Below are 25882 nucleotides of genomic sequence, written 5' to 3'. Positions count from 1 at the left end.
ATAATACAAAAAGCAGTAAATTGCCCCACCAATTGTTATCGCTATTATGAAAGAAGTTTATATCGTATCAGCTACCCGTACTGCCATTGGTAGTTTCGGCGGCAGCCTTGCTTCGCTGTCTGCAACGCAACTCGGCTCAGTAGCTATTAAGGCAGCCGTTGAGCAATCGGGTTTGCAGCCGCAGCACATACAGGAAGTTTATATGGGGAATGTGTTGTCGGCTAATCTGGGTCAGGCCCCGGCTACACAAGCTGTGCGTTTTGCCGGATTACCCGACCTGCCTGCTACCACCATTAATAAAGTGTGTGCATCCGGTATGAAGAGTATTATGCTGGCCGCGCAAAGTATTGCCCTTGGCGAACAGGATGTTATTGTGGCCGGTGGTATGGAAAGTATGAGTAACGTGCCTTACTACCTGGATAAAGCCCGAAATGGGTACAGGCTGGGGCATGGGCAAATAACCGACGGCTTAGTGAAAGATGGTTTGTGGGATGTTTATAATGATTACCACATGGGTTCTGCTGCAGAATTATGCGCTGCTGAATGTAAGATCAGCCGGGAAGAGCAGGATGCTTTTGCCATTGAGTCCTACCAACGTTCGCAGGCAGCGCAAGCCGCCGGACGATTTAAAGACGAGATTGTACCGGTAGAAATTAAAGATAAAAAAGGCAGCATCACCGTGTTCGATCAGGATGAAGAGCCTGCTGCCGTAAAGTTTGATAAGATACCTTCACTAAAACCTGTATTTGCAAAAGAAGGTACAGTAACTGCGGCAAATGCTTCTACTTTAAATGATGGCGCAGCAGCCTTGGTGCTGATGAGTAAGGAACGTGCCGAAGCGATGGGCATTCAACCATTGGCAAGAGTAGTAGCTTATGCAGATGCGCAACAAGCGCCCGAGTGGTTTACCACTGCCCCTGCTAAAGCCATCCCGCTTGCATTGCACAAAGCTGGGTTAAGTGCAGACCAGATCGATTATTTTGAGATCAACGAAGCATTTTCTGTAGTCGCTTTGGCAAATAACCAATTGTTGAAATTAGATAGCGCTAAAGTGAATGTAAACGGAGGGGCGGTATCATTAGGACACCCGCTTGGTGCATCAGGTGCCAGAATTGTGGTAACTTTGCTCAATGTATTGCGTCAGAACGGTGGGCGATACGGCGTTGCCGGTATCTGTAATGGCGGCGGTGGTGCCAGCGCAATCGTGATAGAAAACTTACGCAAGTAGCTTTATGAATAAAACAGTTATAGTTTGTGTTTTTTGCCTGATGTCTGTTAGGCTGTTCGCGCAGCCTGGAAGCAGGCAGGATCAGTTCCCGGTATACCGCGACAGCCTGAAGCACCTGGGGTTAAAAATGGTGAACCACCCCGAAGAGCTGGAGCGTAAAAACGCGAACTATAACTTTATCCGTACGTTAATCAGCACGTTGAAATTGCCGGGTTCGTATCAGTTTCAATTCGATTCTGTAAAGGCAATTACCACGGTGAATTCACCGGATCAACGGTTCCGTATTTTTACCTGGCATGTGATGAATGATGACGGTAGTTATCGCTTCTATGGCGCTATCCAGATGAATACCGGTAAAGGAGGCTTAAAGCTATATCCTTTGGGCGATTATTCTCCTTTTATGAAGAATCCGCAGGATACCGTTACCGACAACGGGAAATGGTATGGCGCGCAGTATTACCAGGTGATCCCGGTGGGCGAAACCAATCCGTATTATGTATTGCTGGGCTGGAAGGGCTATACGCCTAAATCTACCAAAAAGGTGATAGAGGTTTTATCGTTTCCTGACAATAGCGGTAAGTTGGTATTCGGCGCGCCGGTATTTATTGATAAAGGACCAGTCAAGAACCGGGTAGTTTTTCAGTATACCAGGCAAGCTTCTATGTTGCTGAAGTATGATCCCACTTCACGTTTAATCGTGTTCGACCATCTTGCCCCGCCTGATAAGCGCTTAAAAGATCAACCTGATACCTACGGGCCTGACCTCACTTATGATGCTTACCGCCTGCGCAATGGTAAGTGGCAGTTTGAAGAAAATGTAGATATGCGTAACGCCGCATCTGCAACGGATGAACAGTATATCGATCCGAAGAAAAAGCCCTGATTTTCGTCCCACTTTGGTACTTGTGTTTTTTGCCATATTGTTAATAATAGGGCCTAATGTTTGCTTCTTATTGATATAACTTTTGTTTCTATTGGCTATTTTGAAAGTTTCATTTGCAACAAGTTCTTTACTTAATACAAAATTAACACCTATCTATCATTTCCTAAACATAGCCGGGGTTATTTTGCAGGTAATATGGAATCCGCAAATATGCCTTTAATAGTGAGCCTGGAGAGTTTTGAGGGCATATTCAAAGATAACTACACGCCGCTTTACCGATACGTTTCGGCCATTACCAAAGATGAAGACCTGGCTAAAGACGTACTATCTGACCTTTTCCTGAACCTTTGGCTGCAAAAAGATCAATTGCAGATCCGCGAGTTAAAGCCTTATTTGTTTCGCGCAGCCAAGCACGGTGCATTGAAAGCCATCAGTCCGCGCCAGACACTTACCCAACTACCCGATGATGCTTTTGACATTCCGGCTGATACTTTCAATCCGTTCGAGAAATTTGTAGCGAAGCAATCCATCCGGATCGTTGAAGAGCTGGTTAATAAACTGCCGCCTTTGCGTAAAGAGATGATCGAGCTGCGTTTGCTGGGACTGAAATATGCAGAAATTGCTGAAGTACTTGAAATTTCTGAAAAGAAAGTAGAGTACAATATGCGCGAAGCCATTGAGCAGTTGAGCCATACCATCAGCCATAGCGGGTTAGATAAGGCAACCATTGCCGGTGGCCTCATGCTGATCAACGTTTTTATGATGCTGGGATAATCTCTGTCCCATTAATTCTATCTGCGTTTTCCCGTTCCCGGTTTTATTACGGACTGTCCTTTAGTTTTTCTGGCAGGTGATATTAGTTTCCTTAATAATTACTGCTGATTCTTAACAAAATCTTAACTAACCTTTAACGATTTCTTTTGGTGGAAACCGCCTTCCATATACTCTTTATGGAAAAGAAGATCAATTGAACTGGGAGCTACTAATCAACTACGTCAACGGGACGTGCAGCCCTGAAGAGCAGGAGCAGGTAAAGAATTGGGTTAACGAACAGCGCGAGCACTATTACGTGGTTGTTTATCTGCAAGAGCGTCAGAAAAAGCTGAACAAGCCGCTGCATCAAACAGATATCGATGAAGAATGGCTGCGGTTGCTTGGCCGGATTTTTACACCTTCGGTTACCCCGCCAAAGCGTGGATCTAATGGACCTAACTGGCTCATCGGCATTGCCGCAACTTTAATCCTTATTTCTTCACTGGGTACATTGTGGTTCCTGCAACACAGGGGTACCGGTGCAGAGACGGTAGCCGCCCAAACGGTAGCCACCCGAAATAACCAGGAACTGGTCATACTGCCGGATGGTACGCACGTATACATGGCGCTCAATTCAAAACTGGTATACCAATCTGATTTTGGCCAAAGCAAAAGAGAGGTGACCCTTAACGGCGAAGCTTTTTTTGATGTAAAGCACCAAACAAAAGCCCCCTTCATTATTCGAACCATTAACCACCATACTGTTACCGTTTTAGGTACTTCATTTAACGTTTACTCGCGCGCTAACCATAGCACAGAAGTAAAGGTAGCTACCGGTTTGGTAGGGGTAAGCCGAGGCAACAAAACAGAATACCTGAAAGCCGGTCAGCAACTGGTATGGTCAGATATCGGCAGCGCGATGGTCAGGTCTGTTTCACCCCGCGAGGCGGCAGGCCTGCCGTTGCAAACCCTGGTATTTGATAACGATAGCATAGATGCCATTGCCACCAAAATAGAACGGTGGTATAATGTTAAAGTAGAAGCTGCCCTTTCGGTTCAAAAATACCATCGCTTCAGCGGCGAAATGAAAGATACCGGCCTTGAAAATCTGCTCAAAGGCTTACAGTACGCCACCGGAATACACTACAAATATAAAGACCAACACACTATTCTTCTATTCTGATATTCGCAATGAAACAACTCAAATTATTACTTTATCGAAAACAAATTTACTTACTGCTATTGCTGCTTTGCGGCGCCCTTACTTTAAGGGCACAGGTAAAAAGCGATAGCCCTATTACCTTCCCGCAAAAGCGGCTCACACTGCAAACCGTAGTGGACGGCCTGCGGAAAAAAGGGTACAAGGTGTCTTTTGACACAGATGTAAACATGCTCTCTGTTGTCAACCTGCCTTCAGAAACCCTTTCGTTTGATAAGCTTGCCGTAGCTTTAGAACAGCAGGAGGGTATCGGCGTCAAAAATATGGCAGGTAACGTAGTGCTAAAACGCTTGCAAATGATTGCGGTAAGCGGTTTAATTACTTCAGCCGATGATAAACTACCCCTTGCAGGTGTAACCCTTACCAATAGCAGCCGTACCTTTCTGGGAACTTCTGATGTTAATGGAAAGTTTTCTGTAAGGATAGCCCGCGGTGATAAGCTTAACTTTTCCATGGTGGGCTTTATTACCAAAAGTCAGGCTTTCAATTCGGCTACCAATGGTGTGAGCATCGCTTTGGAAGTTTCAAATTCTGCCCTGAAAGAAGTGGAGGTTACTGCGCTCGGTATCAAGCGCGAAACAAAAGCGCTTGGTTATGCTACCAGCAATGTAACCGGCCAGCAGATTGCCGAAACGATGCCAAACAACTGGACGGAAGCGCTGGAGGGCAGGGTGGCCGGTTTAAGCATGGTGCGTTCTAACAGCGGCCCCGGCGGTTCTAATAAAATTATCCTTCGTGGCGAAAATAACCTTACCGGTAATAACGAGGCGTTGATTGTGGTAGATGGGGTAGTGATCAATAACAGCAGCGGCCGCCGCACCGGTAATCCGGGTGAAAGCGCTTACGGTACCAGCAGTGACAATATGCCTGCCGACTATGGTAGCAGTATCAACGATATTAACCCGAACGATATCGAAAGTATCACCGTACTGAAAGGCCCGGGTGCATCGGCGCTATATGGCCAGCGTGGTGCTAACGGCGCGGTAATCATCACCACAAAATCCGGAACGGCTAACCGCAAAGGGTTTGGGGTAACCTTCAGCTCTAACGCGTCTATAGAAAGTGTTAACCGCTGGCCAGATCTTCAATACGAATACGGCCAGGGTACAGGTGGTTCTAATTACTATTCTTATGGCGCAAGTGCAGATGGTGCCAGCACCAGTGGTACCAGTTCTGCTTACGGCCCTAAGTTTGACGGGCAAATGTTTTACCAGTATGACCCCGTTACGCAAAAGCAGGGTGCCACCCGTACGCCATGGGTGCCTTATCCTAATAAGATCCATAACTTTTTTGATAAAGGCAAAACGTTGCTTAACACCGTAAGTGTTGACGGCGGTACCGATAAAACAACGGCAAGGTTTTCATTCACCAACCTAAAGAATACCTGGATAGTACCTAATACGGGTATTGGCCGTAACTCTGTCGCGATGTCGGTTAACTCTAAACTGAATGATAAGTTAACCATTACCTCTAAAATTACTTATACTAATAAATTCAGTGATAACCTTCCGGGGGCTGGTTACGGTAACCAATCTTTAATGTACTGGTTTATTTTCTGGCAACCTAATGCCGACCCGGATTGGCTGAAAAATTATTGGAAGTTAGGTCAGGAAGGACGTGCCATTCAATATCCTTTCAGTTCATTTCCGGAAAATCCTTATGCCATTGCTTACGAGTTCATCAACAAAATGAACCGTAATCAGCTAACCGGTAATATACAGGCTACCTATAGCATTACCAAAGCCCTTAGCTTGCAGGTACGTACCTCGCTGGACATGAGTTACGAGCAGCGCGAGCAGGATCGCCCGTATGATGCCGGTTCTAAATTTGTAAAAGGTTCTTACCGTACGCAGAACATTTACAGCCAGGAAGCCAGTACGGATTTCCTGATACGCTATAACACCAAGTTCAATAAGGATCTTACTTTTACTGCAACCGCAGGTGGTAGCGTTCTTAAAAATAAGTACAATAAAGACGAGATCCGTGCCGACTCGCTAACGTATCCGGGCTTATACTCGGTGTCGAACGCAGCCGGACCGCTGGTAACCATACCAGATAAGAGCAGCTACAAGATCAACAGTATGTATGGTTTGATCAATTCCTCTTACAAAGATTTTCTTTATTTAGAATTAACCGGCCGTACCGACTATACCAGCGTACTGGCAACGCCATTCCGTACCACAAACTCTGGCTTTTTCTATCCTTCAGCAAACGCCAGCTTCGTGCTGTCTGAAGTAGCTAAACTGCCGAAACAGATCAGTTATGCCAAATTCAGGGTATCTGCGTCGCAAGTGGGTAGCGGTGGAACTACGCCTTACATTACTTCTTATAACTACAGTATTGCCGGCGGAGGTTTATATCCGGGAGGTTCGTTGCAAAACCCTACATTACTACCTAACCCTAACTTGAAACCGTTAAAGACAACTGCTTACGAGGTAGGTTCAGACATTCGTTTGTTTAACAGCCGTTTAGGGTTCGATCTTACACTTTACTCCGGCAATACCCGTAACCAGATCCTGTCGCGGATTGTAGACCGCTCATCGGGTTACAGCCAGGTGTTAACCAACATTGGCCGGGTTAACAATAAAGGCATTGAACTTGCAGTAAATGCTATCCCGCTACAAAAGAAATCATTTAAGTGGGGCATGAACTTCACCTTCTCTGCTAACCGTAACCGTATTGCCGAACTTGGTGACAGTTCTGTTGTGATCAGAACGGGTCCTGTTGGTGGTGGACAGATTGTTGCTAAAGTAGGCGGCAGCATGGGCGACTTGTATGGCCGCGGCTATGTACGTTCACCAGACGGGCAAGTGGTTTATGATGAAAAAACAGGCTTCGCTAAAATTACGCCAGACGTTATTTACCTGGGTAATACCACGCCTAAATACCGTGCAAGCGCCGGAAGTAACTTTAGGTATAAACAATTTAGTTTAAGTGTATTGTTTGATGCGCAGTTTGGTGCAGTAGCCCACTCGCTGATGAACTACAAAATGGTGGAGCAAGGTAAACTGAAAGTTACGCTTCCGGGCCGCTATAATGGTATTATCGGTAATGGTGTGGTTCAGAACCCCGACGGTAGCTATCGCCAAAACGATGTGCTGACATTTGACGTGGACTCTTATTACCGCTCTCAAATGGGTACGGATAACGCCGAGGGAAGTACCTTCAGTACAGACTATATCAAATTCCGTGAGGCAAGGTTCGATTATACACTTCCGGCGAAACTCACCCGCAGATTAGGTCTGCAACGCGCATCCATCGGCGTTTACGGTCGCGATCTGTTTATCTGGTCGCCGTGGCCGATGTTCGACCCCGAGTTTGGTACCCTTGCCGGTAGCGACATCGTAACCGGTTTCGAAGTTGGTCAGTTCCCCTCAACCCGCACAATGGGCCTAAACCTGGTTGTTCAATTTTAAGAATTAGCACAAATGAAAAGTACAAGATATCGTGTAATAGGTGCAGTGATGTTGTTAGCCATGGTGCTGCAAGCCTGTACTAAAGATTTCCAGAATATTAATACAGACCCTGTTAATACGCCGAACGCCTTGCCGCAGCAACTGCTTGCACCGGCGTTGGTGGCAACGCTTAGTGCGAATATGTCGCGTAACAGAAGTTTCGATAACGAGTTAATGCAGGTAACGGTAAGCCAGACGGACGACGAAGGCGCTATTTTTCGTTACGAATACCGTAATACCGTTTCAGACGGTTTATGGAATGCATGGTACCTGCAGCTGACCAACTTTAAGGATATTTATAAAAAGGCCAGCGACCCGCTGACACAGAATAAATCGTACCAGGGGATTTCGTTGATCTGCCAGGCCTGGATCTATTCTTTATTGACAGATACCTACGGTGATGTTCCTTATTCTGAATCGAATCTGGGAAGGGATAGCGCGATCTATGAACCGAAGTTTGACAAGCAAAAGGATATTTATTTGGGCATATTCCAGCAATTGGAAGCAGCTAATACTTTGCTTAGCGCTAATACGGCCATTACGCCAAACAGCGACCCGGTGTTTAACGGTAACGTAAGCCGCTGGAGAAAATTCGGTAACTCGTTGTATCTGCGTTTGCTGATTAAATTAGCGGATAAAGCTGAAGTTGCGTCTGACGTTCAGTCCAAGATCAAACAAATGGTTGATACCAGCCCGTCTACGTACCCGGTAATGGCCAGCAATGATGATGCTGCCATCCTGAAATGGACGGGGGGCGTATATACTTCTCCTTACCAAACCATCCGCGAGCAGGATTGGCGCCAACCAGCTATCGGTAGTTTCTTTATCGGTCACCTGGTTGACTGGAATGATCCACGCATCAATATCACCCAATACGGAACCAGCGGTTTCAACAGGTGGGGGATTGCGCAAGGTCCGGGCGGCTTTGCCGGTGTGCCGAGTGGTTATTCACCAGGCGGCGGTTCAACAAAGCAGTCTTATTTCTATTCAAATACTTCGGCAGTAAGCTTGCAGACAGACCCAATGACCGGCATCCTGATGAATTATGCCGAATTACAATTCATACTGGCAGAAGCATCGGCAAAAGGCTATATCGCTACCGGTACTGCCCAAAACTATTGGGAAAACGGCATTCTGGCAGGCTTAAAATACTGGCTGCCTACCTGGCCTAACCAAACCTCAACAGGTACCATTAGCTCACCTACTACCAGTACGCCAGAATTCAGGAAGTATTTGTCAGATGCGGATCTGTTCTGGAACGATGCAGACCCACTTGAAGATAAGATGGAGAAAATCCACCTGCAGAAATATTATGCCTTGTTCCTGGTAGATCTTCAACAGTGGTTTGAATACCGCCGTACCGGTCACCCTGTTCTGCCTAAAGGTTCTGGTTTGCGGAACGGAGGAGTGATGCCTGCACGTATGGTTTACCCGGTATATGTACAATCTGCCAACCCGACTAATTACAAATTAGCAGTTGCCGCACAAGGGCCTGATGCGATTTCTACCCAGGTTTGGTGGCAGCGAAAATAACGACAGTACTTTTTTAAATAGCAATTATTTAACAAAATGAAAAAGACAATCTTTTACCTCTTTTTATTAATATCGGTCTTTATTTGGGCGGGTTGTAAAAAGGGCAATAATTACCCGGGCGGCAAGATTAGCCCATACATCCCAATCTATGATCTGCGCGAACTTTACAAAGGCGGCGATGTACAATTAACGGTAGAAAAAATGTACGGCTCTGATAAAATAACAGGGATAGTAGTTTCAGATTATTCGGGGCAAAACCTGCCAAGCGGCTTGCTGATGATCCAGGATAAACGCCGTCTATCGCAGCTGCGTGGTATCGCTATCCCTATCGGTGCGGATGCGGCTAATTATAACTCTGGCGATTCGGTAACTGTTACCATCGCTGGCGGTGTACTTACCCGCGATAATGGCATGCTGCAAATCAAAAATGTATCGGCAAGCTCTGTTACCAAAATATCAAGTAACAACCCCATTGCTGCTAACCGTGTTCCAAGTAGTTCGATCTTAGCAAAGCCTTCTGATTATGAAAGCACGCTGGTTGCTATTGTAAAAGGCGGCTTCGACCCGATACCTGCCCCTACGGATACCTATGCTGGCGATAAGGCCTTGAATGATGGTTTCGACAACATTACCCTGCATACAGAAGCTAACGCAACGTTTGCCAATAAAGCGTTGCCGGTAAGCGCAAATTTTTATGGGGTGGTGCTGAATACCCAGGCCGCCGATGGCAAACTGATACCCCAGGTTCGCCTGCGTAAAGCAGATGACGTGCAGGTGCTTAGCTCTACGATTTCCGTGACACCAATCGTGATAAGTGGTTTTATTAATGACGTTTCTGGTACAGATGGCAACTACGAATACATTCAATTACTGGCTACCCGCGATATCGACTTTTCTAAAACGCCATACTCGGTTGTGGTGACCAATAACGCTGGCGCATCTACCCCTACGGGTTTCCCGGCTAACGGTTGGGCTACCGGTGGCGGTTCTGTTGCTTCTGGTTCTAACGTTGCCACCATGTTCAGGACGTTTAAATTCAACCTGACTACGGGCACGGCCAAAAAAGGTACCTTCTTCTACGTAGGTGGTGCCGGAAAAACAATCAATGGCTCCGGTTCTACCAGTATTGCAAGCGCCAACTGGATCAGGGCGTTTAACTATACCACACAAGATGGCGACGGTTTCGGCGCAAGGAACACCGGCTTTTTTGCCAACAGCGGAAATGCCTTCGGTATGGCAGTGTTCAACGGTACAGCAGTAACCAAAGACAGCGAACCGATAGATGTAATGTTCGTAGGTTCTGGCGGTTCGCTTTTCTCTGGCGGTGCAAACCCGCAGGGCTATAAGATTACCAATACGGATTTGTACGATATTATCAATCCTATTACCCTTCAACCGCAACCATATTATCGTCAGGGTTCTAACACGTTATGCCTGGCTTATACAACACCTGCCGACCAGGGATTTTATTATAAACTGGGCGGTATCTACAACGTACGCCTTGGCAGATGGGTTAAAGCACGTGCGCAGTCAATCGTGCAGTTAAGCAAAACTTCTTCTATCAACGAAATAGAAGGCGAGTTCCCTGCAAGCACAACAGACAAGCCTGGCATTGTACCTACCAGCATTAAAGAGTAAAAAGAATCATCATTTATATGAAAAAACTGCTCATTACACTAACGCTTGCAACAGTTGCCATTTGGGCGAAAGCACAAGTACCGGTGATACAAAAACCAGGATTGACAGGGACAACAGGCACCATGGTGCAACCCTTCCTGTTCTCTGTAAATACCCTGACTGCCGAAACACCGTTCTGGAATTTACAATACTCTGGCAGTTACGGCGAACGGACGGCTTACCCCTTCGGTTATGACGGGGTTGACCAGCAGCTATCTGTAAAAGGGTACCTGGGTAACCGGTTTACCTTGTTCAGTAGCGCGGCGTTGGGCTTTGATCATGCTGGTCATGTAGCCAGTGCCCAACAGGCAGAGGTGATTCGTGACTTTATCGGTGGCAAGAAAGCATTCGGCGCAAGGTTCGGCTTGGGTATGGGCGTTAGTCATGATTTTTCGAACACCACGGCCATTTTTAGTCGCGTTACCGGCAGTTTTGAAGTTGCCAAATGGCGTGTTGGCGGTAACCTTCGTTTCGAGAAAGCCTTTTCAACCCGTCGGGATGATATCGACCTGATTACCAGTTTTGGTTTTCACCACCGTATTGCGGGCAGTTTCTTTGCAGGTGTAGAGGCGATAGGGCAAGACCTGGAAGGTTTCTGGGAGCAGGACGAAGCCGAAGGCGGTGCAAAATTATTGGTAGGGCCGTCTATCAATATGGCGCCTGCTAATTCACGTTTTGCATTTTCTATTTGTGGCGGCCCGGTGTTTTATGCTACCCACAGCACGGTAATGCCTTCGCAAGCTATCCGGGATATTCCCCTGCAAAATGGGTTTACCTTAAGGGGCATGGTTTCATTTAATTTACATCAATAGTTTATAGCAGGTCTGTATGAAAATGAGGATTTTACTAAGCGCAACGTTAGCGCTTTCAGTTGGTGTAGCTGCAGCACAGGTGCCCGGCAAGCTAAAGGAAACCGGGCAGGTATTGTTACCCAACGGATGGAAACTAAGCCCGGCAGGCCGTTCTTTGCCACTCGGCGACTTGCCCTTGAATATTAAGTTAAGCCCGTCTGAAAAATTGTTGGCGGTAACCAATAATGGGCAAAGTACGCAGGAACTGCAGTTGATCGATCCGCAGAAAGAAAAGCTGCTGGATAAGGTTGAGATCGGTACCTCGTGGTATGGTCTGGAATTCAGTCATGACGAGAAACATTTGTTTGCTTCCGGGGGCAATTCCAACGTTATCCTCGATTATGAAGTAAAGGGTGGAAAGCTGCGTTCGCCTGATACGATCAAATTAGGTGAAGCCTGGCCGGTGAGCAAGATCAGCCCGACTGGTATTGCTATTTCTAAAGATGATAGCCGCCTTTACACCGTAACCAAAGAGGATAACAGCCTTTATACGATCGACTTGAAAGAGCGTAAGGTAATCAGTGCGGTTAAACTGCCGGATCTGGGTTATAGCTGCCTGTTATCTAATGATGAGAAGTATTTGTACATCTCGCTATGGGGCAGCGACCAGGTGGCCGTTTTTGATTTGAATTCGCAAAGCATTGTTTCAACCATTAAAACAGGCAGCCATCCTAACGAATTACTGCTGAACAGAAAAGGAACCTTACTTTACGTTGCTAACGCGAACGATAACTCCGTATCAATTATCAATACCGCAAGTAACAAAGTAGTAGAAACCCTTTCGGCAACACTATACCCAACTAATCTTACCGGGTCTACTACCAATGGTCTGGCGTTATCTGCTAACGAAAAGACCCTCTACATCGCCAATGCAGATAATAACTGCCTGGCGGTTTTTGATGTTTCTACACCGGGAAACAGCAAGAGCAAAGGGTTTATCCCCGTGGGATGGTACCCAACCAGTGTAAAAGTTACCGGCAATAAAATTTTGGTGAGCAACGGCAAAGGGCTGGCTTCTATGGCTAATCCGGAAGGCCCTCAGCCTTACGCAAAGGATGATGATAGTGGCGTGCATGTGGGTAGTACGGCTAACAGCCGTCTGCAATATATTGCTGGTTTATTTAAAGGGGCCTTATCTGTTATTGATGCACCGAATGACGAGCAGTTAAAGGTTTATACTAAACAGGTTTTTGCTAACACGCCTTTTAATACCAATAAGGTAGCCAAGGCAGACGGCGAACAGGGCAATCCGGTTCCGCGTAAGTTGGGAGAGAAATCGCCGATTAAACACGTGTTTTACATCATTAAAGAAAACCGTACTTACGATCAGGTTCTGGGTGATATGGCTAAAGGCAACGGCGATAAATCTTTATGCTTGTTTGGCGAAAAGATTACGCCTAATCAGCATTTCCTGACCGACCATTATGTGCTGCTGGATAATTTTTATGTGGACGCAGAAGTAAGCGCAGACGGCCATAACTGGAGCATGGCGGCCTACGCGACAGACGTGGTAGAAAAAACCTGGCCAACCAGTTATGGTAAGCGCGGTGGCTCTACCGGGTATGAGGGCGTAATTTCTGCTAACTTCCCTAAAGACGGTTACATCTGGGATTATTGCCAGCGTGCCGGGGTGTCTTATCGCAGTTACGGCGAGTTCGGCTCTTACGGGCAAACAAAGTATAAAGCATTGATGGGTAAAATGTGCCCGCAGGCGCCGGGGTTTGATTTGGACATTCCCGACCAGGTTCGTTATGATGCATGGGCGCATGATTTTGATTCGCTGCTGGCCGTAAGCGCTGTTCCGCAATTAAGCACCATACGGATTTCTAATGATCATACCAGCGGGCAAAGGAAAGGTAAGTTTACACCGATAGCTGCCGTGGCAGATAATGATTTGGCGGTTGGTAAGTTGATCGAGCACCTTTCTCAAAGCCCGATCTGGAAAGAGTCAGTAGTATTTATCCTGGAAGACGATGCACAAAACGGCCCAGACCATGTGGACGCTCACCGTTCGCCTGCTTATGTTGTTGGCCCTTACGTTAAGCGTAACACGGTTGTTCATAGCATGTATTCAACATCAGGCGTACTGCGCACCATCGAGCTTATTTTAGGTTTACCTCCAATGAGTCAGTACGATGCGGCCGCACTGCCAATGTATGAATGCTTTACTTCCAATGCAGATTTTACACCTTACAAGTGTATCCCTGCAAAGGTGGATATTACCGCACGAAACACCGCGATTAACAAAAGCAGCAAGCGCTCTGAAGCTTTCAATTTTAAAAATGAAGATGCGGCGCCCGATCTGGACTTGAACGAGGTGATCTGGAAGTCTATCAGAGGCGAGGATTCAGTAATGCCCGCCCCAAAACGCAGCGCCTTTGTAATGCTGGAAAAGAAGAAGAAAAAAGATGACGACGATTAAATAGCTAAACCATCACAATAGGAAGGCTCGCAAAAAATCTGCGGGCCTTTTTTATTCGTTCAATTTGTTTACTCATTTACAAATTGCTGTAAATATCTCGTCTGAAATTGCCCTTAGATGTAGTTAAATAGCAGAAAAATGGCAATATTGCGTTGTTTTTATTAACCCAGAAAAAATTCCACTTCGATGCTTAATCGCCGCAAATTTTTATCCTATACAACCCTCGCAGCCGGTGCATTGTCTGCTCCGCGTGTGTTTGCAAAATCTTCTTTCAATCAAAAGATCGCTGGCAACAAACCCATTGTAATTTCTACCTGGGATTTTGGTGTGGCTGCTAACCAGGCCGCGTGGAAAGTGTTATCTACCGGCGGGCGGGCTTTAGACGCTGTAGAAGCAGGTGCACGCATCCCAGAGGCTGACTTAAAGAACCATAGCGTGGGCGTAGCCGGTTACCCGGATCGCGACGGGCACGTAACGCTTGATGCCTGCATTATGGACGAGAAAGGGAACTGCGGCGGTGTAGCAGCAATGGAATATATCGATCACCCGATTTCGGTAGCAAGGCTGGTGATGGAAAAAACCCCGCACGTGCTGCTGGTAGGCGAGGGTGCAACGCAGTTTGCAGTAGAAAATGGGTTTAAGAAGCACCAGTTGTTAACGCCGGAATCTGAAAAGGCCTGGAAGGAGTGGTTAAAAACTGCGAATTACAAACCAGAGATCAATATCGAGAATAAACATTTTACACCTGCTAACATGCCGGGCGGGCCGAATAACCACGATACCATCGGTATGCTGGCGATAGACGCAGCCGGAAATATTTCTGGTGCGTGTACCACCAGTGGAATGGCCTTCAAACTGCGTGGCCGTGTAGGGGATAGCCCGATCATTGGTGCAGGCTTGTATGTGGATAACGAGGTTGGCGGCGCGACATCTACCGGCGTAGGTGAAGAGGTGATCCGCAACGTTGGAAGTTTCCTGGTGGTAGAATTGATGCGCCAGGGCTATACCCCTGAAGATGCCTGCCGCGAAGCCGTTAACCGCATTGTAAAGAAGAAAGCCGACGGCGCGAAAGATTTACAGGTAGGCTTTTTAGCGATTAATAAGAAAGGGGAATACGGGGCTTATGCCATTCAGAAAGGATTCAGTTACGCAGTTTGTAACGCAGAAAAGCAAGACCTGATCATTAAAGGTAAAAGCATTTATTAACAATACATGATCCGGATAGAGATTTGTGCCAACTCGGTAACTTCTGCCTTGATTGCCCAGGAGGCCGGTGCTTATCGTATTGAGCTATGCGATAACCTGAAGGACGGCGGGACTACGCCTTCTTTCGGGGTGATTAAACAGGCACGCGAACTGTTGCATATTAAGTTATATCCAATCATCCGCCCACGTGGTGGTGATTTCCTGTATACCGACCTGGAGTTTGAGATTATGAAAGCGGACATCGAACAGTGTCGGCTAGCTGGTTGCGATGGCGTTGTCTTTGGTATACTAACGCCTGAAGGTGATGTAGATAAACTGCGCTGCGCAGAACTGAAACGTTTAGCCGGCAATATGGGAGCTACTTTTCATCGTGCATTCGACCGTTGCCGCGACCCGAAGCAGGCTCTTGAAGATATTATAGAATTGGGATTCGAACGTGTATTAACGTCCGGATTAGAAGAAAATGCCGTTAAAGGAGCATCCTTAATTGCCGATTTGGTGAAGCAGGCAGATGGAAGGATCAGCATTATGCCCGGGGCAGGGGTGAGGCCTGAAAACCTTGAACAATTGATAAAAACGACCGGCGCCCAGGAATATCATACGACGGCAAAAGGTACAGTAGAAAGTGAGATGCTATTTAAAGCTGTCAGGACAGGTAGTTACCAGGAGGAATTCGTTTTAGAACAAACCGATAAAGCAGTAGTAGAGGCGTTGGTTGCTATTGCAAAGGCTTTTTAGTAATTCAATGTATAGGAAAAACTGTTCAAAATTTGGTGTCATTTCGACGAACAGCGTTTGGAACGTGCGTGGGAGAGGAGAAATCTTCTTCGACTAGCAAATATCAGAAGATTTCTCTTTCGCTATGCTCAATTTTTAGGTATTTCAATATCGCGCGCGTTTGTAATGCGTGCGTATTAGTGGTGACGATTTAATCGTGATAGTTTAGTCGGCACGCGTTGAAAACGCGTGCCGGGGATAAAAAAATTTATCAATAGGTTCTTCTGTTCTTTACCCAGGAATTATTTGCAGAAGTTACAGAAGCGGGCAGTACTACCTGTCGTCTTTCGCTTAGCAGTTTTTCCATCAGTATAGCGGCTACTTTTGCTTCATCTTCATGTTCTTCATTCAGCGATTCCGGGCTGAAATATTTCTTTACAAAATGGGTATCGAAATTACCTGATGTAAAAGCCTGGTGCTGCATTACAAATTTGCCGAAGGCAAGGGTGGTAGTAATACCGGTAATCTGGTATTCATCAATCGCGCGGATCATCCTTTCAATAGCTTCTTCTCGGTTGCTGCCGTAGGTGATCAGCTTGGCGATCATTGGGTCGTAATAGATCGGTATTTCCATTCCCTGTTCAAAACCATCATCTACCCGTACGCCAGGTCCCTGCGGTGTGATGTAGGTTTGCAATGTGCCGATATCTGGCAGGAAGTTATTAGCCGGGTCTTCGGCATATACGCGTAATTCGACGGCATGACCATTTATTTCCAACTCTTCCTGTTTAAAGCTTAATACCTCACCTCGGGCAATTTTAATCTGTTCCTTTACCAGGTCTAAGCCGGTTATGAGTTCCGTCACCGGGTGTTCTACCTGCAGGCGGGTATTCATTTCCAGGAAGTAAAAGTTCAGGTTTTCATCCAGGATAAATTCTACAGTTCCGGCACCGGTGTAGTTAACAGATCGGGCCACATCTACCGCACAACGGCCCATTTTCGCCCGGATTTGCGGTGTTAAAACAGACGACGGCGCTTCTTCTACTACCTTTTGATGGCGACGTTGTACAGAGCACTCGCGTTCGAACAGGTGGACAATATTACCATGCGTATCGCCCAGGATTTGTATTTCAATATGTCGTGGCGACGAAACATAGCGTTCGATGAAAACAGAACCGTCGCCAAAGGCTGATGTCGCTTCTGATACGGCCAGCTGCATCTGCTCTTCAAAGTCTTCAGCCTGTTCTACGATGCGCATCCCTTTTCCGCCACCGCCGGCGGCAGCTTTGATCAGAATTGGGAAGCCTACTTCTATCGCCCGGTTCTTCGCTTCTGCTACATCAGTAATGGCTTCCTCGGTGCCGGGCACCATAGGGATGTTATATTTTAAAGCGGCAGCTTTGGCAGCCAGCTTATTACCCATAATCTCCATTGCCTCTGGCGATGGGCCGATGAGCGTCAGTCCGGCTTCACGAACCATTTTTGCAAAAGCAGGGTTCTCGGACAGAAATCCATAACCCGGGTGAATGGCTTCAGCACCTGTTTTGCGGCAGGCATCGATGATTTTTTCGCCTACCAGGTAAGATTGATTAGCAGGTGCTTCACCGATAAACACCGCCTCGTCCGCATACCGCACGTGCAACGCATTACGGTCGGCAGCAGAATATACAGCTACGGTTTTTATACCCATTTCGCGCGCAGAGCGCATGACACGTAAGGCAATCTCGCCTCTGTTGGCTACCAGGATCTTTTGCATGGATTCAAATATAGAATTATAAAGAAGAAAAGGTAACGGTATTTAAGAAGAGGGCGGAGCCGGAGGCGAGGGTTACTCTTGCACGAATTTCTAAGGCATGCTCGTAAAGTTATAGCGATAGAGTTGCTATTCTATGTTAAGCACGCGTTACAAACGCGCGTAATATAAATTACTCCGGCGCGCGTTTGTAACGCGTGCCTGTAGGTTGAAGCGATTTAATCGCCAAGGAATGTTAAGCGGGCTTTGTAATTTTAGCGCCGAGCAGGCGAAGACACATTGTTTCCCGATGATAAGATCATCCAAAACAAAAAACGCCTGTGCATAGCACAAGCGTTTCGTAATATCTTAACGGCCATTACCCGGAGGAGGCGTTGCCGGTGGCGTACCTGCCGGAGTTGCTCCTGCCGGTGGGGCAGCTTGCGGACCGCCATTACGCGGAGGTACCGGTGCGCTCACTACTTCGGGGTGCGGGTTGCCGCGGTGACAGCTGTAGCAGTTTACACCGGTGGTCATCATCACACCTAATGAGTCTTTTTCTGCTTTGAAATATTTCTTGTTGATGCTGTTCATCATCTTGAACATCTCACGAGCGGCGTGTTTTTCTGGCTTGGCGTCGCTTGCCCAATCCATCTTTTTGGTTTCAGGGTTTGGCGAGTGACAGAAATTACAGCGTACGCCTAACGCGTGCGACCATTCGTCCATGATATGATCAACCTGGCGGAAGGTTAAATTTTTAGGTAATACCTTCAGATTAGTGATCTTAGGTTCGGGGCGGCCGGGTTGCATTGCCGTAAAAGCGGTAAAAACAACTACCGAGGAAAGGCTTAATGTGGCTAAAAGTTTTTTATTCAAGGGGATCATCTTTTGAGTATGAGTTGTAACATCGAAACTACGAAATAATTTTCGATTACAATAGCATGACAAAAAAGTTACATTCTTCAGCTGGCTTCGGCCAGCTTCTCGTTTTCTATAATTCGTAACAAAGCATGCTCAGCCTCGTTCAGTTCAGATGCCACATGTTCTTTATCCTCATCTAAACCTTGTATGTATTTGAACAAGGTTCCATCCTCATAGCTTTTAATTACGCTTGGGTGTACGTAATATTTCTTACAAACCGTACGGGTATTGCCGAGGTTTAGGGCAACTTCGTCTAACACACTTATAATCTTCTTTCGGCATTCTTTCTGGTTGGTATATTCCCCGGCTTCTTTAAACGCAAACAAAGCGCTCACACTGCCAGCCCAGGTGCGGAAATCTTTGGCAGTGAAATCCTCGCCGGTAATATTTTTAAGGTAGGTGTTTACGTCGCCGGAATCAATGGTTTGCCGGTCGCCATTTTCATCATAATACTGGAAAAGTTCTTTACCGGGGATATCGCGGCATTGCTTCACCAGCCTGGCCAGGCGCTTACTTTGCAGGTTGATTTTATGGTAAACGCCCTTTTTTCCCTTAAAGGCAAAATTGATCTGCGAACCCTCGATTTTTACGTGTTTGTCCATCAGTGTGGTTAAGCCGAAAGAACCATACAGCTTTTTGTAGGATTCGTTTCCAACCCGGATGCTGGTCAGCTCCATTAGTTTCACAACCAAGGCGACAACCTTATCATGATCTAAGTCGCGGCGGGACAAATCCCTCGCTACCTGTTCCCGGATAGCAGGAATATGTGATGCAAAGGCCTGGAGGCGATGGTATTTAGATTGATTTCGGATCTTATTCCAATCCGCATGATAGCGATATTGCTTACGCCCGGCAGCATCTACGCCGGTGAACTGCAGGTGACTATTCTCATACGGTGAAATCCAAACGTTGGTATAAGCAGGCGGGATCACCAGTTTGTTGAACCGTTGGATCAGCTCTTTATCCTTCACCGTGTTTCCTTGCGGATCGAGATAGCTCCATCCTTTACCCGATTTTTTACGGGTATAACCCGGAGAGCTATCAGCAACATATCTTAATCCGACAGCTTTTGCGGTTACTACAGGGTCGCGGCCAATCTTTTCGAGCTTCTTTACCAGGCGGTTCATAATTATTCTTACAACACACGCCTAAGGTTTAAGTTTTAATAGACCGTTAGTCAGTAAGTTCGTTATAAAAAGCTTTATGGAGCTACCGCCTAACCATTAAATACTACCAAGCACCTTCACCGTATGCTCTACCTGTTCCGGGTGAACATCCAGGTGTAAGACAAACCGGATGCGATGTTTATCCGTTGCGTTTGCTTTAATGCCTTGTGCTTCTAATTTAGCCAATATTTCTTCGGCAGGTTTTTCGGTATCGAACAACACGATGTTCGTTTCAGCCGGAACAACGTTGGTTACCCAATCACATTTTGCCAATTCTTCTGCCAGGATATGGGCATGTTCATGGTCTATCTTCAGTCGATCCACATGGTGGTCTAAGGCGTAGCTTCCTGCTGCAGCTAAAAACCCGGCCTGGCGCATACCGCCGCCCAATACCTTACGAATGCGGCGTGCATATTTGATGGTTGCCTTGTCTGCCAGTAAGACAGAGCCAACCGGTGCGCCTAATCCTTTAGATAAGCAGACAGAAATGCCATCGAAGTATTTACCATAATCCACTGCTTGGTCTCCGGTTTGTACAAGTGCGTTAAAGATCCGCGCGCCGTCGAGATGCAGTTTTAAACCTTGCTTTTTACAAAGTTCAGCGATAGGTGCAATCTGCTCTAAGGTATAACAACTGCCGCCGCCTTTATTTACCGTATTTTCAAGCACTACCAGGCTGGTATGCGGGTAGTGAATATTTTCTGCGTTAATTTCGGGATCGATCATTTCTGCCGTCAACCGGCCGCGATCGCCATTTAATAAACGGGTAGATACTGCGGAGTTAAATGCAATGCCACCGCCTTCGTAACGGTAAACGTGTGCAGTCTGGTCGGCAATCAGTTCGTCTAAGGGTTGGGTGAAACATTTAATGGCGATCTGGTTGGTCATGGTGCCAGACGGGCAAAAAATCCCTGCTTCCATGCCAAACATCGCCGCAGCTTTTGCTTCCAGTTCGTTAATGGCTTCGTCCTCGCCAAAAACATCATCTCCCACTTTAGCGCTCCACATGGCTTCCAGCATGCCTGGGGTAGGTTTTGTAACGGTATCGCTGCGCAGATCAACAGTTATCATAATTGGTATAAAACTTCGTTATTTGTATTTATTAGTTATGCGTTCAATTTTAATCATTTTATTGTTGATGCTCGTTGTTGTATCAGCAAAATCACAAAAATGGCAGCCCGGCTATTTTATGGATATCAAGAACAACCGGATGGATGGTCTGATCAACCCTAACCCGGGTGGCAAATCGCCGGTTAAGGATGAAGGTTTTATAGCTTTTAAAACAAATAAAGATGCCAATGAAATAAAGCTTAGCTGCAGCGACCTGAAATGGTTTGTGGCCGGGAAAGATAGCTTCGTGGTGGCGCATCCGCCTAATGGCGTAAACTGGGCGCATGAACTGGATTTTGTAAAAGTAGCATTAGACGAGCAGCTGAAACTATACGTACTGAACGGATCATCGGGAAAGGGTAGCGGTAGCGGGGTACATTTCTCCCCGGGGTTTGGTCTGGGTGTAGGCGGCGGTAGTTATGCGGGTGGTGGTGTCGGGATCTCGCTGGGCGGCGGTGGTGGTAATGGCGGCCGTTCCAAAGCTGTTTATTACTTCGGGGTGAACACTGCCGAACTGACCGAACTGAACTACCAGAATTTCGAAGATGTAATGAGCGAAATTATGGGCGATGAGCCCGAAGTAGTGGAGCAAATTAAAGCGCACCGTTTCGGCATGGGTAACCTGGATAAATTAATCAACTACTTTAAGCAGGTAAAGGCTTCGCATCAGTAAGCGTTACCTTATAAATTTTATTGCGGGCTGATAAAAGGTCGATCTCGATAGCATGCTTCTGATCGAATTTGCTGCTACCAGCAGGAAATTCAATACGTACATACTTAGGATAGACAACAATACAGTTTCAACATTTCCTAAATGGGGTAAATGGCCGATCTTACCCATGATTCCGCCAATGTAAATTATAACAAAAACGATATTCCAGGTAATTTCGAAGTTGAGCATTTTTTTTATTTCCAGTTCCTGATCGCGCAATTCTTCTCTTTTAAGTATCCAGATGGTCAACGGAACAATCACGCTAAGAAACGGGAATATGATGAAGCTTAAAGCAGTGAGATTAATCAGGCCAAGGGTGCCGTTTTTTGATTTCGGCCCGGACTTCACCGTTCCTATAATTAAATCCGTAGTTTCTACAGAAAGCGCACCTGCAATTTTTCTAAGCGTATCTCCGTAAGGCGATGTAGCCCCGTTTTCAATGCGTTGGATGGTTCTGAGGCTTAGGCCGGCTTGTGTTGCTAACGTTTCCTGGCTTAAGCCTTTTTCAATTCTCAGTTGCTTAATTTTTTCAGCAGTTGTCATGTATGATGTGTGATGTAAGAGGTTAGGCAAATATAGCGGCTCAATTGCTGTTTTAATCAGAAATGGAACCGTCAGCTTTGCGACAACTTTACGACAACGCGGTTTGAGCTGCTATAGAAGTGGTTTCATTAACCGGTGACAGATTTTTAGCCGATTGTTTTTTGTCGTTCCCGAGATAATTTTTAAAGATGAGATCGTAGGAAAGGATAAACCAAACAACAATACATGGCCAGGCCTTCATCACATACTTGTTAATATAGCCACGACGAATGAAAGGCGGCATCGCGTCAGTAGGGCCGAGGCCAGTAATCACCAGCAACAGCACCAGTAAAACAATATTTCTTTTGCTGAAAGGTTCGTCCTGCGTAAGCATCCATAAAAATGCGCCTGTTACGGCAATGATATAGGTGGGGTGTTCAGACCCGGTGCTGAAGATCACGACCATGATCAGTGCAGACGCCAGTATGTGCAGGCGGAACGTAAGCGATTGGTATTGTTTTAACCTTAGTAACGCAGTGCCAAAAATAGCGGCACCGCCAATTAAAAATGGCAAGTTCGGAACATTTGGATTGCGCAGCAGGTGGCGGACAGTACCCATCAGGCAAATATCCTGCGATGTTTTCAGCCCCACATTGATGGCATTTTTCTCCTGTAGTGAATGGAACCAGTCTGCATAGGATTGGATGATAAAATGCGGACTGGAAATAGCCATTGGCAAGACAAAAAATATGGCCAGCCACATTAAACCCGTCCAGATGAATTTCCATTTGTTTTCTGCAAAAAGAAAGAAAACCAGGCCAACAATAGGGTAGATCTTAATCAGTGTTCCCAACACAATAAAAAAGGTGCTCCACTCTTCTTTTTTACGTTCAACAAAAACAAAGCTGAATATGATAAACGCCGTTACAATAGGATTAAACTGGATATAGTGTTCTGCATTTGCAAACTCGATAGCACAAAGCAGCAATAGCAAATTCTTCTTTTTCTGATCTATTGGGAGCAAAGTGATCGCCCATATCAGCACAACAGCATTCAGTACAGACCAGACTAAAAACCCCGCCCAGGTTGGCAGAATAGCCATCGGGGCAATAATCACACTGAACACCGGGCCGTAGTGGTTGGTGTCGTAGTATTCAGACTCGTAAATGCTATACAGATTTTTTTCGGCTACCGTGTGATGGTAGACATATTTGAAGATAAGGTAGTTATTCTCGCGATGATGGAAATATTTATACTGCCAGCAAAAAATGGCAACAAGTATCCATAACAGACATACTAACCAGTAGTTGTTTAAAAAGGGGAAACGTTTCTTCATGCAACAAATCTGTTACGAAGTTAATTCTTAATCATGAATTAACAATGGTTAAAATCAGAGATGACATGAATCAGATATTCTGCGCAATAACAAAGCCTGATGCCCATGCCCACTGGAAATTATACCCGCCCAGCCAGCCGGTAACATCCACGCATTCGCCGCCGAAAAATAGGCCTGGTACTTTTTTGCTTTCGAGGGTTTTAGAAGAAAGTTCGTCTGTAGAAACGCCGCCGCGCATCACTTCAGCTTTGTCGTATCCTTTGGTTCCGGCAGGGGTAACTTTAAACTCGTGGATCAGCGTTTCGATGTTTTGCAAGTCGGCTTTTGAAAGTGAAGCCAGGTTTTTTTGAATGGGAAGATAAACACCTAACGCTTCTGCAAATTTTTTGGTGAAAAGCCCTGAAAGTAAAGTTTGCAGTAACTGTTTAGGATTTTCCTGGAGGATGATGTCCACTATAGATCGGTTCGGCAAAAGATCAATAAATATACTTTCCCCGGGTTTCCAGTAGGACGAGATCTGCAGAATGGCGGGGCCGCTTAATCCCCAATGTGTAAACAGGATGTTTTCTTCGAAGCTGGCCCTTTCGTTCCATACGCGCGAGAAGATACTGCTGCCAGAAAGTTGCTCGTACCAGCTCTGTTGTTTGCCTGTAATGGTTAAAGGCACCAGCGCAGGGGCGGTCTCCGTAACTGTAAGACCAAGCGTACGTGCGGTGCGCATCCCAAAGTCTGTAGCGCCCAGTTTACTGATGGGCAGCCCGCCGGTTGCCATTATTACCTTGGGTGCATATAGTTCGTTTGATTTGCCGTTGCGTTCGTAACTTACCGTAAAGCCATCTTTAATGGGGGTGATAGCCTTTGCCTTGGTGTTCAGCCGGATCTCCTGATCCAGTTGCTCGCAAAGGTCCGTAAAAACCTTTACCACGTCTTTGGCCTTACCGCTTTCGGGGAACAACTGGCCTAAAGTTTTTTCGGCACCATTGATACCATACGTTTCAAAAAAAGTGATGGTATCCTCAACAGTCCATTGCGCAAAAGCCGATTTACAGAAGTGTTGGTTTTGTGAAATGAACTGATTGGCCGTGGTATGCAAGTTGGTATAATTACATCTGCCACCGCCGCTGATCAGAATTTTTGCTCCTGGTTTGTCGTTATGTTCTAAAATAAGGGTACGCTTACCCAGAAAACCCGCTTGCACCGCGCACATTAGTCCGCATGCACCTGCACCAATAATTATGGCATCAAAGCGGTTTTGTTTTGTTAAATTTGTACCCATGGCTCCAGAAGCGCAAATATCAGAATTCGGAAAGATTTTAATCTTTTTAATTGTAGGTATCGTCATGACGGGTGCCGCCTCTTTGGCAAACAAGCTGTTAGCGCCAAATAATCCCAATCCCGAAAAGCTGACCACCTACGAATGCGGAGAGGAACCAACCGGTAACGCCTGGATTCCTTTCAACCCGCGATTTTATGTAATTGCGTTGGTTTTCCTGCTTTTTGAAGTGGAAATGGTATTTATTTTCCCATGGGCAACGGTATTTGCAGACGGCAAAATTAACCAGGTATATCCATCCTGGTCTAAATTTACGGTGGTGGAAATGTTTATCTTCGTAGGGATACTGATCCTGGGTTTAGCCTATGTATGGCGCAAAGGCGACCTGAACTGGATTAAGCCAGAAATTGTTCTGCCCAAAACGGACGCAAAGGTACCGGCAGAATTATATGAAAAGCTTAACCGCGAACAATCAGCCTACCAGGTAAGACCCTTTTCGATGGAGCCTGTTAAACAGGAAGAGATCGCTAAGCCAGTAGTTGAGGCGGAGACAGCAGTGCGTAAACCCATGTTTAAACCAAGTTTTAAAAAGCCCGGCAATGACACAGGAAATGAATGAGAACGGTGGTATTGTAGTTACCAAGTTTAACGATTTACTTAACTGGGCACGTATGTCTTCGCTATGGCCGTTAAGTTTTGGTATTGCCTGTTGCGCCATTGAAATGATGGGTTCTTACGCCTCTACGTATGATTTTGAGCGCTTTGGTGTATTCCCCCGACCGTCTGCCCGGCAAGCGGATGTGATTATCATTGCAGGTACAGTAACTTTTAAAATGGCGGAACGGATCAAACGCCTTTACGAGCAAATGCCAGAGCCGAAATATGTGATCTCGATGGGCTCATGCTCCAATTGCGGCGGCCCGTACTGGCAACATGGCTACCATGTAGTAAAAGGGGTTGACCGGGTAATCCCTGTTGATGTTTACGTGCAAGGCTGCCCTCCGCGTCCGGAATCCCTCATTGGCGCTGTACTGGAACTGCAAAAGAAAATTGATGGCGAGAACGTGCTTATAATGTAAGCGTTTTCTTTAGCGTCGAATCTTTTCAATACTCTTTTGTAACTAATCAGCTCGCTGCTGCTTTTATTTAACTAATTGGAAATTACC

At 46.2% G+C, this 25882-nt stretch carries 21 protein-coding genes; 14 read left to right on the top strand and 7 right to left on the bottom strand.

Annotated features, from left to right (window positions below; all coding sequences use genetic code 11):
• Positions 1 to 46 precede the first annotated feature (46 nt).
• The 11 genes from MUY27_RS09440 (at position 47) to MUY27_RS09390 (ending at position 15965) form a co-directional block, all read left to right on the top strand.
• Positions 47 to 1228 (top strand): acetyl-CoA C-acyltransferase, encoded by a 1182-nt coding sequence (locus MUY27_RS09440; RefSeq protein ID WP_245129758.1) that lies wholly within the window; start codon positions 47 to 49, stop codon positions 1226 to 1228.
• A 40-nt stretch (positions 1229 to 1268) separates the two neighbouring features.
• Positions 1269 to 2111 carry a hypothetical protein gene (locus MUY27_RS09435; protein ID WP_245129757.1) on the top strand — a complete coding sequence of 281 codons (843 nt, stop codon included), beginning with the start codon at positions 1269 to 1271 and terminating at the stop codon, positions 2109 to 2111.
• A 195-nt stretch (positions 2112 to 2306) separates the two neighbouring features.
• Positions 2307 to 2885, top strand: a complete 579-nt coding sequence (locus MUY27_RS09430) for an RNA polymerase sigma factor (RefSeq protein WP_245129756.1) — start codon at positions 2307 to 2309, stop codon at positions 2883 to 2885.
• Positions 2886 to 3078: 193 nt separating this feature from the next.
• Positions 3079 to 4047, top strand: a complete 969-nt coding sequence (locus MUY27_RS09425; RefSeq protein ID WP_245129755.1) for a FecR family protein — start codon at positions 3079 to 3081, stop codon at positions 4045 to 4047.
• A gap of 8 nt (positions 4048 to 4055) precedes the next feature.
• Positions 4056 to 7499: a SusC/RagA family TonB-linked outer membrane protein gene (locus MUY27_RS09420; RefSeq protein WP_245129754.1), complete on the top strand. Its 3444-nt coding sequence runs from the start codon at positions 4056 to 4058 to the stop codon at positions 7497 to 7499.
• Between the two features lie 12 nt (positions 7500 to 7511).
• Positions 7512 to 9071: a SusD/RagB family nutrient-binding outer membrane lipoprotein gene (locus MUY27_RS09415; RefSeq protein ID WP_245129753.1), complete on the top strand. Its 1560-nt coding sequence runs from the start codon at positions 7512 to 7514 to the stop codon at positions 9069 to 9071.
• Between the two features lie 36 nt (positions 9072 to 9107).
• The gene (locus tag MUY27_RS09410) at positions 9108 to 10709 is read left to right on the top strand and encodes a DUF5689 domain-containing protein (protein ID WP_245129752.1); all 1602 of its coding nucleotides are present in this window, start codon (positions 9108 to 9110) and stop codon (positions 10707 to 10709) included.
• 17 nt (positions 10710 to 10726) lie between these two features.
• The gene (locus MUY27_RS09405) at positions 10727 to 11560 is read left to right on the top strand and encodes a hypothetical protein (RefSeq protein ID WP_245129751.1); all 834 of its coding nucleotides are present in this window, start codon (positions 10727 to 10729) and stop codon (positions 11558 to 11560) included.
• Positions 11561 to 11576: 16 nt separating this feature from the next.
• A complete protein-coding gene (locus MUY27_RS09400; protein WP_245129750.1) occupies positions 11577 to 14021 on the top strand; it encodes a beta-propeller fold lactonase family protein in 2445 nt (814 codons plus the stop codon).
• A 186-nt stretch (positions 14022 to 14207) separates the two neighbouring features.
• The gene (locus MUY27_RS09395; protein WP_245129749.1) at positions 14208 to 15227 is read left to right on the top strand and encodes a glycosylasparaginase; all 1020 of its coding nucleotides are present in this window, start codon (positions 14208 to 14210) and stop codon (positions 15225 to 15227) included.
• A gap of 6 nt (positions 15228 to 15233) precedes the next feature.
• Entirely contained in the window at positions 15234 to 15965 is a 732-nt protein-coding gene (locus MUY27_RS09390) for a copper homeostasis protein CutC (RefSeq protein WP_245129748.1), read from the top strand.
• Between the two features lie 250 nt (positions 15966 to 16215).
• Here the strand turns inward: MUY27_RS09390 and accC are convergent, their stop codons facing one another.
• The 4 genes from accC to MUY27_RS09370 all read right to left on the bottom strand — a co-directional run bounded on the left by accC (position 16216) and on the right by MUY27_RS09370 (position 20834).
• Entirely contained in the window at positions 16216 to 17700 is a 1485-nt protein-coding gene (gene accC, locus MUY27_RS09385) for an acetyl-CoA carboxylase biotin carboxylase subunit (RefSeq protein WP_245129747.1), read from the bottom strand.
• A 345-nt stretch (positions 17701 to 18045) separates the two neighbouring features.
• Positions 18046 to 18552, bottom strand: a complete 507-nt coding sequence (locus MUY27_RS09380) for a c-type cytochrome (RefSeq protein WP_245129746.1) — start codon at positions 18550 to 18552, stop codon at positions 18046 to 18048.
• A gap of 86 nt (positions 18553 to 18638) precedes the next feature.
• On the bottom strand, positions 18639 to 19724 hold the full coding sequence (locus MUY27_RS09375) for a DNA topoisomerase IB (protein ID WP_245129745.1): 1086 nt from the start codon (positions 19722 to 19724) through the stop codon (positions 18639 to 18641).
• A gap of 96 nt (positions 19725 to 19820) precedes the next feature.
• The gene (locus tag MUY27_RS09370; RefSeq protein ID WP_262918300.1) at positions 19821 to 20834 is read right to left on the bottom strand and encodes a threonine aldolase family protein; all 1014 of its coding nucleotides are present in this window, start codon (positions 20832 to 20834) and stop codon (positions 19821 to 19823) included.
• A 37-nt stretch (positions 20835 to 20871) separates the two neighbouring features.
• Between MUY27_RS09370 and MUY27_RS09365 the strand changes: the two genes are divergently transcribed.
• A complete protein-coding gene (locus MUY27_RS09365) occupies positions 20872 to 21546 on the top strand; it encodes a hypothetical protein (protein ID WP_245129744.1) in 675 nt (224 codons plus the stop codon).
• A gap of 3 nt (positions 21547 to 21549) precedes the next feature.
• Here MUY27_RS09365 and MUY27_RS09360 read toward each other — a convergent pair whose 3' ends face one another.
• The 3 genes from MUY27_RS09360 to MUY27_RS09350 all read right to left on the bottom strand — a co-directional run bounded on the left by MUY27_RS09360 (position 21550) and on the right by MUY27_RS09350 (position 24719).
• The gene (locus MUY27_RS09360) at positions 21550 to 22128 is read right to left on the bottom strand and encodes a helix-turn-helix domain-containing protein (RefSeq protein WP_245129743.1); all 579 of its coding nucleotides are present in this window, start codon (positions 22126 to 22128) and stop codon (positions 21550 to 21552) included.
• A gap of 88 nt (positions 22129 to 22216) precedes the next feature.
• Positions 22217 to 23443 carry a glycosyltransferase family 87 protein gene (locus MUY27_RS09355; RefSeq protein ID WP_245129742.1) on the bottom strand — a complete coding sequence of 409 codons (1227 nt, stop codon included), beginning with the start codon at positions 23441 to 23443 and terminating at the stop codon, positions 22217 to 22219.
• Between the two features lie 70 nt (positions 23444 to 23513).
• The gene (locus MUY27_RS09350; protein ID WP_245129741.1) at positions 23514 to 24719 is read right to left on the bottom strand and encodes a BaiN/RdsA family NAD(P)/FAD-dependent oxidoreductase; all 1206 of its coding nucleotides are present in this window, start codon (positions 24717 to 24719) and stop codon (positions 23514 to 23516) included.
• Here MUY27_RS09350 and MUY27_RS09345 point away from each other — a divergent pair.
• Entirely contained in the window at positions 24718 to 25335 is a 618-nt protein-coding gene (locus MUY27_RS09345) for an NADH-quinone oxidoreductase subunit A (protein ID WP_245129740.1), read from the top strand. The genes MUY27_RS09350 and MUY27_RS09345 overlap by 2 nt on opposite strands.
• Positions 25316 to 25795 carry an NADH-quinone oxidoreductase subunit B gene (locus tag MUY27_RS09340; protein WP_338042660.1) on the top strand — a complete coding sequence of 160 codons (480 nt, stop codon included), beginning with the start codon at positions 25316 to 25318 and terminating at the stop codon, positions 25793 to 25795. Before MUY27_RS09345 ends, MUY27_RS09340 begins: the two co-directional genes overlap by 20 nt.
• Positions 25796 to 25882: the final 87 nt, after the last annotated feature.

The organism is Mucilaginibacter straminoryzae, from assembly GCF_022953055.1.
Taxonomy (GTDB): Bacteria; Bacteroidota; Bacteroidia; order Sphingobacteriales; family Sphingobacteriaceae; genus Mucilaginibacter; species Mucilaginibacter straminoryzae.
The sequence above is the reverse complement of the archived record's forward strand: the minus strand, read 5'-3'. Positions and strand labels throughout refer to the sequence as shown.